The organism is Caballeronia jiangsuensis, assembly GCF_046030135.1.
Taxonomy (GTDB): Bacteria; Pseudomonadota; Gammaproteobacteria; order Burkholderiales; family Burkholderiaceae; genus Caballeronia; species Caballeronia jiangsuensis.
Genome location: NZ_JAQQDB010000083.1, coordinates 1 through 6,774, shown reverse-complemented (window position 1 = coordinate 6,774; position 6,774 = coordinate 1). Strand labels below are relative to the sequence as shown.

At 57.8% G+C, this 6,774-nt stretch carries 4 protein-coding genes and 2 pseudogenes; 2 read left to right on the top strand and 4 right to left on the bottom strand.

All coding sequences use genetic code 11. The features are described from left to right. The 4 genes and pseudogenes from PQR08_RS38295 to PQR08_RS38280 all read right to left on the bottom strand — a co-directional run. Positions 1 to 228, bottom strand: a pseudogene (locus tag PQR08_RS38295) (ISL3 family transposase); the annotation flags it as partial. 829 nt (positions 229 to 1,057) lie between these two features. Further along, positions 1,058 to 1,525: a response regulator gene (locus PQR08_RS38290; protein WP_408164412.1), complete on the bottom strand. Its 468-nt coding sequence runs from the start codon at positions 1,523 to 1,525 to the stop codon at positions 1,058 to 1,060. Positions 1,526 to 1,862: 337 nt separating this feature from the next. Further along, positions 1,863 to 3,198 (bottom strand): annotated as a pseudogene (locus tag PQR08_RS38285) (IS4 family transposase). 370 nt (positions 3,199 to 3,568) lie between these two features. Beyond that, complete coding sequence (locus PQR08_RS38280) at positions 3,569 to 5,305, bottom strand: ATP-binding protein (RefSeq protein WP_408164411.1); 1,737 nt, start codon at positions 5,303 to 5,305, stop codon at positions 3,569 to 3,571. Positions 5,306 to 5,507: 202 nt separating this feature from the next. On the opposite strand from PQR08_RS38280, the gene PQR08_RS38275 reads away from it, so the two are divergent. Next, positions 5,508 to 6,056 carry a response regulator gene (locus tag PQR08_RS38275; RefSeq protein ID WP_408164409.1) on the top strand — a complete coding sequence of 183 codons (549 nt, stop codon included), beginning with the start codon at positions 5,508 to 5,510 and terminating at the stop codon, positions 6,054 to 6,056. Between the two features lie 193 nt (positions 6,057 to 6,249). After that, positions 6,250 to 6,684: a response regulator gene (locus tag PQR08_RS38270; protein WP_408164407.1), complete on the top strand. Its 435-nt coding sequence runs from the start codon at positions 6,250 to 6,252 to the stop codon at positions 6,682 to 6,684. The last annotated feature ends 90 nt before the right edge of the window (positions 6,685 to 6,774 follow it).

Below are 6,774 nucleotides of genomic sequence, written 5' to 3'. Positions count from 1 at the left end.
TCGCACTTCAAGATAGCACTCGTGCTGGAAGAAATTCAGGTGGCGCAACCGCTTGATTTGCGTGTCGTGCACTGGGTGCTCACCGGCGAGCCCGGAGTAGGCGAAGCGACTTCCTGCGACAAAGTCCACAGCAATCGTCAGCTGTCGTTTGGCCGTATCAAAGTCGACACCTTGCACGTACCACGGTGCCTTGATTCCCAGGGCGGCTTCAAAGAGTTGATTCGTCATTTTTCGCTTTGTCTTGCATGGCTGGTTGCCGCATTCTGCCGCAACCAGCCATGTCCCAGCTTGTCGATTCAAAGCGCCTCAAGGGTTCGCTGCGCCGGGCTCACGCCCGCCCTTGACCCGCACAACCACCCACCCTGATTTCAAAAGAGGCTCAAATTCTTCGATGGTTTGGGCTGCTTCGGAGCGGTCAATGCACTCAACCATCTTTGTGAAGTCGGCTCCTGTTGCATTGCGCGTTATAAGCCGCGGCATCAGTGGTTCAAAGAGCATTCGCGCTTCCACTGGTCTGCTCTGCGGAAGGCGGTTCGACGTGCTCCCGACTTCTTACGGGAAACGTGCTCGCGGCTCTGGCCCGCACGAACGTGCCGCTCCCCACCGACTGCGTAATCAGCCCGCAATATGGTAATCCGAGAAGAAGAGCGCCTCGCTTTGACGGAGAAAGACTTCGAACAGGAAAGGCGTTCTCTCGTCCACAACAATATTCTGGGCGAAGACGAAGAAGGCGTATTCGTCGCTTACGCAAGCGCATTGCGTTACGACTTTCGAGTGGTCGCTGCGCCACCTAACCGAGTTGCATCGAGGGCAACACCGAGGAAATCCGAGTTGAGATTCTTGAGAACAACTTTTGAGTTCGTTGAGCCGTCCGAGGATGACGACGAAATCGCAGACTTGTAGAGTTCAAGGCAAGCTCTTCGAGACTGCTTCGTGAACATGGTGGTCGTAGCCAAGTAAGCGCCTCCTTCCGAGAAGCTCCGAACGCCAGACGGAAGGCTGTCCCTTCTTGAGTCACCGTTGTTCTCGACTTCCCGGCGGCGCATCAAATGCTAGACTAGGATACGTTGTTCATCTCGGTGCGGCCGCTTTGCGTGAAACTAACAAGTAAGCTCGACAAGGAGTCAAGCATAAGGCCTTTTTGGCAATAGGCATCGAACTCCGCATCGGATGACCTTTGCCTAACGACGCCTTCGTCGTGCGCTGTGAGAGCAACAATGACGGTGGATGCAGTACGCGCGTTACCTCTCAGTGCCTTTGCAACCGTAAAGCCGTCGACTTGCGGCATAGAGATGTCGAGCAGAACGACATCGGACTTCCAGACGCACGCTGCTGCGATTGTGGCTGCGCCGCCATAAACAGCAGCCACTTTAAGTTTGCTGCCGAGTCCGAGATAAGTCGCAAGTGCATCGGCACCATTACTGTTATCGTCGACGACAAGGACGCGAGGTACACGTCCACGTGCCGAGATACAGCGCGTTGTCCACCACTGGAACCCCATCGCGAATTTTGTCATGTCATTCATTGTGCGATAGTGACCTGAAAAGCATAAATGAAAGGCGCGGAATGCGAATGTTATTTAAAACACAGTTTGGGACGTGCCCGGATTAAGAAGCGGGCCCTATCAAGCCCGCCAGCCAATATTACTGAAGTCTTCAACGACGCAGGGTCAATTTATCTTGCGCTTGTTTGCCGTCAGGAAGCGCGACGACCGGTTGCGTTGTGTAACAGCGCTCAAGGGGAATCTCAAGCACCTCCAAGTCGTCAGCGGCATTTTGACGAAAAGAACGGGCCCTTGCATCCACGAGGCAGCCGGACCTCAACAACTCATGGGTGGTTAAGGACATTTGATTACACATAAGTCAGTCGCCCAGTTCTCGGGCGTATCTGAGGCCGGCGGCGAAATCTGTCACTCGCTGCGGGCCTTGCCAGATAGTCTTGACTCCGGGTTCGCCGTCGCCTTTGCGCGCCAAGAAGCCGCCGAGCATGGCGACCAAGCGCACGACCTCATTCAGACGCGGTGAGCTCTTCGGCGGTTTCTTCTTGTTGAGAATGAATGCCGCGCGCCATTCATCGCGCTCGAACAGCAGCCCTGCGTCGAGGTCCGGGCAAGTTCGACCCAGCCGCATCAACCGAGCGATGCGCCAAGCCACCACCATGAACAGCGCCAAGGCGCGCTCAAGCCGTGCCATCGATGCGAGTTGCAACGCCTCCACCCGGCAGCCGTTCTTGAGTACGTGAAAGAATAGTTCCACCTCCCAGCGCGCGGTACCAGTCAATAAGCTGCGCCGCCGCCTCAAGGTCCTTCACCTCGCGATTACTCAGCAGTCGCCATTCAATCGGCTTGACGCCTGCCGGTGGGTCAACCTCGCGGGCGACGATGCAAGTAGCACTCACCACGCCGCCCGCAGCATCAGACAACGCGACACGTTGTGCCCAAACCTGCTGCCGTATCGCGCGCGCAGGCTGAGCCTGACGGGCTCGCAGCGTAAAGTGAATCCTGCCCGCTGGCTCACACGCCGTCACTTGGTCCCACAGCTTGCCGCCGTCAGGCAAGGTGCGATTGTGCTGCGCGCCCAGTAACCAATCCGCCGGGTGGCCCAATTCCTTTGCTTTGACCATCAGCGCCATGATGTCCGATTCCCGGTGAGCCACATAGACCAGTCGCGTGGCAGGCAGTGCGGCCGCTTGTTCGGCAACCCGCTCATATCCTTCGGTCCAGCGGGTGCTTTCCTTGATGCCGGGGCGTATGCCATCCGCACCCTTCGGCTCGCGCGCCCACATGTAGGCGTCAAGCACGCCCAGCGGTTCGCGCGATGGCGTTACCGCGTAAGTCGGGTGCAGATACAGCCCACGTTGCGCTTCATACGACAGCGGACCCAAGCCTGTGACGGTCTGGCCGTTAAAGTCCAACTGCGTGGTGTCCTGAATACATAGCACTACTTCGCACGCCCGCATCCGTTCGGTCGAATTCTGCCAATGTGGCGCCATGATGTCGCGCCAGTCCAGCTCCTCTTGCGCCAGGAAGCGATACGCTGCCGCCGTTTCCGCCCAGCCGCCGCATGCGTTGGGAATGCTTGCCGTCGGCTTCTCCGCCAGCCGCTCAGCCAGTAACACGGCGCGCTTGTTCAGGCGTTCATCGCCAAAATCGATGCCCTTGAGTTCTGCCGCCGCCCAGCTCGATTTCTCTTGCGTCATGTGCCGCCCAAAATGCAAGAGTTAACGCCAGTCCGAAAGAGTTTACAACCCCCTCCGCTATGTCATTGACCGTAAACGACTTTTCGCGGCGCGCCACTGTCACGACTTATGTGTAATGAGGTGGGTTAAGGACCCAAGTGCCTTTTCGCGTGTTGCTAGAATCTGTCTGCGTTCAGGGGTGCAGTCCCCACGCCGCGTCACGCCCAACGAACGCTCGTCGCGGATGATTTTAAGACCATGCACGGGCTCGCGGTGCCTACGGACGCAGCAGCATATCGCTCTCAAATGTTGCCGACATTCGTCGATTAGTGGTTACGCACCCGCACCGCTCAAAATGGGATAACCGAAACCTTTATGCGGAACGCTATCTTCATTTTCGAGAGTCAAGCGCGAGGCGAACCGCAGCGGCCAAGTCATTCAGGCTGTATGGTTTTGCTAACAGTGTCACGCCTTCGTCCAGTCTGCCCTCATGGAAGATAATATCGCGCGTGTAACCGGACGCAAAGACGACCGCCGCCCGATGCGGGGGAGCGCTGGCAATGGCGGCCAGCTCACTGCTTCGCACCGTTCCAGGCATCACGACGTCTGTGAAGAGCAGGTCGATGCGCGCGTCTTGCTGCAATACTGCGAGCGCGGAGTCGCCATCGTGTGCCGACAAAACCTTATACCCAAGCTGCGCCAGCATGTCGATTGCAGCGAGACGTACCTCAGAATCATCTTCCGCGACCAGAATCGTTTCTCCGCCATGAAGTGCATGGCGATTTGCAGCCCGCTCGTCGGCGCTTTCTTCCCCGTCGCACGCCGGGAAGTAGAGGGAGATGGTGGTGCCTTGTCCAAGCTCGGTTTCGACGTCGATGAATCCCGCGCTCTGTGTCACGAAGCCGAACACCATGCTGAGTCCCAATCCGGTTCCATGCCCTTCGGGCTTCGTCGAAAAGAACGGCTCAAACATGCGGGCGCGAACCGTTTCCGACATGCCTTTTCCATTGTCGGTGACTGCAAGTTTGACGTAGTCGCCAGCGGGCAAGGTCGAACCGCTCGCCAGTCTATCCTTGCCAATGAAGTTGCTTACGTCTACCTGTATTCGTCCGGCCCCGTCAATGGCATCACGCGAGTTGATGACCAGATTGAGCAACGCATTCTCGAGCTGATTCCGGTCGACCTTGACGTTGTGAACGTCTTGCGCGACCGAAACGTTGAGTTCTATCGTCTCGGGAAGCGCTCGAGACATCAACTCGGACATCGATTCCAGCAGCTTCGTCGGGTTGAGAGTCCTTGGATTGAGCGGCTGTCTACGTGCGAACGCTAGCATTTGCGACGCGAGCTTGCTTCCGCGGCTTATAGCTGATGACATCGCGCGGAAGCGGGCGTCGAGCGCTGGATTTTCTCGCGTCGCTCGCCGGACGAGTTCCACGTTTGACGAAAGTATTTGCAGCACATTATTGAAATCGTGTGCGACTCCGCCGGTCATATTTCCGATTGCTTCGAGCTTTTGCACCTGGCGAAAGCGTTCTTCTGCTGCAACACGGGCCGTGACAGCCTCGGCGACCCGCTCTTCCAGCGTTTGGGTAAGCCGTAACAGCTTCTCTTCTGCGACCCGCCTTTCTTGTTCGGCGAGCACCTTCTCGGTGGTTTCAAAGACGATTGCAATAATGCCAGCCGGCCGACCGTCGTCCTCTGTGACCGGAGAGTAGTGAAGGTCCATCCATACCTGCTCCGGTCTACCACTGCGCAGGAGGGTTAGGTCCTTGTCTTTGTACGATAGCGTTCCGCCAGAAAGACAGGTATCGACGACGTTCCTGTTGAAGTCTGCAATCTCCGGCCATCCTTCTTCAACGGGTTTGCCAAGTAGAAAAGGATGCCGGCCGCCCGCGAATGCGGCATAGGGGTCGTTGTAAATCATGGTTCCGGGCTTCCCCCACAGCATCACAAGTGGCAGCGGCGATGCGAGCACGAACCTCACTGCCGATTGGAGGCTATGCGACCAGCGTTCTATCGGACCTAAAGCCGTGCAGGTCCAATCGAAAGCGGCTATGCGCTCCGCCATCTCGCCTGCCCATCCAGCGCAGTCAGGGAACTCTGCGGGCCATTTCACTCGCGTACTCATCGTTCGTATGGTGTGCGTCGGTGGGCTTGTCTACTTTTCGTCTAGCGGCGCGGGAAGGCGCCCCGGCAATACAGTAAAACATAGATGGCCTGTACCGCAATCGGTGTCCCGAGGGAGGGCCCGGCCACAGCGACAGGTCTCGTGTAGCCCAACTCCTTGACCAAAGTCGGGTTTTTGCGTGGCGTGCCGGCGAGGTCGCGAAATGCTCAACGGCATCCGAGATAACCATAACGGATGCCGCAGCGTGCCGTCGGCCGTAATTCGCTACCGCTGGGGTTGCGAACGCTCCCGTCGTGACAATTGCTGCCGTCGAATGGAGCGAATTCGCACAGCGCTCGACCTCCGATTGTGGCTAAGTCGTTTGTTCGTTAGTGGGTGCAAACCCGCACGCGTCGCGGCACGAACGATTTGGCTACTCCCTCTTCAGTTTGGCAGGAACCGATGGGGCGGTATAGAAATGTCCACAATTACGCGACCGCCCACTGTTCTGCTCATCGACGACGAGCGCAGCACCCGCGACGTCTGGTGTCTGGTATTTGAGTTAGAAGGAATGGTTGCAATCTCGGCAGCCGACGGTAACGAAGGCCTGTCAAAGGCAATCGCGCATTCGCCGGACCTCATAATTACCGATTTCATGATGCCGGGAATTGACGGACTGGAGGGCTGCCGGCGAGTTCGTGCGGACGAGCGCCTTCAGAACGTCCGGCTCCGGCTTTGGTCCGCAGTGCGAGGAATCGACGCTAAAGGCTAGCGGACGTGGTCGTCGAGAAGCCAGTCCAAGTCGATGTCCTGCTGCGTCACGTGTACGCCTTGGTCCGGCACACTGACCGCGAATAAGCTCGACCAAAGGCAGGGCTGCGGCGGTTACCGCAACCGGTCTGGATGAACGCCAAGGTGCTCACGGCACGGGCGTTGCTGTGAAATTGGCATACTCAGTGTGCACCATGGCCACCGTCCTCCTGCTCGATGATAATGAAACGAATCTCTCGAGCTTGCAGTTCGCCCTCGAGCATGCTGGGCATCGCGTCCTGGCTGCCGAGGATGGTCGCAGAGGATTGGAACTACTTGCCGCACATTGTCCTCATGTAGTCGTCACCGACTGGCAGATGCCTGTCATGGATGGGGTTGAGTTTTGCTTTCGACTCCGCAGCCGCGTGATATTTCGTCGCTCGCCCATCATTCTGCTGTCCGGTAACCCCGAGCCTGAGCATTTGAATCCGCCCTGGACCACCTACTTTAGGAAGCCGGTCCAACTTGCGAAGCTGCTAGATGCTGTCGAGTCCTTTGCGGTTCCCCATCCGGTCCAGCATCAGGCGGGGAGCGGCGGAGAACAGCATCTTTCACGGTGGGCCGCTGTGAATCCCAGATGCTGGCCATGATTGCCCCGGTGCTCGAAGGCGGACGAACTCCCGACGCGTTCGACGCCTTCGCGATGACAATGAGAATGGAACCCGGCTTGCTGGATAACT

Bases quoted from the DNA above. Each gene is read 5' to 3' on its own strand.
- PQR08_RS38275 (WP_408164409.1), top strand. From the start codon at position 5,508: ATGCTCAACGGCATCCGAGATAACCATAACGGATGCCGCAGCGTGCCG.
- PQR08_RS38290 (WP_408164412.1), bottom strand. From the start codon at position 1,525: ATGAATGACATGACAAAATTCGCGATGGGGTTCCAGTGGTGGACAACG.
- PQR08_RS38270 (WP_408164407.1), top strand. From the start codon at position 6,250: ATGGCCACCGTCCTCCTGCTCGATGATAATGAAACGAATCTCTCGAGC.
- PQR08_RS38280 (WP_408164411.1), bottom strand. From the start codon at position 5,305: ATGAGTACGCGAGTGAAATGGCCCGCAGAGTTCCCTGACTGCGCTGGA.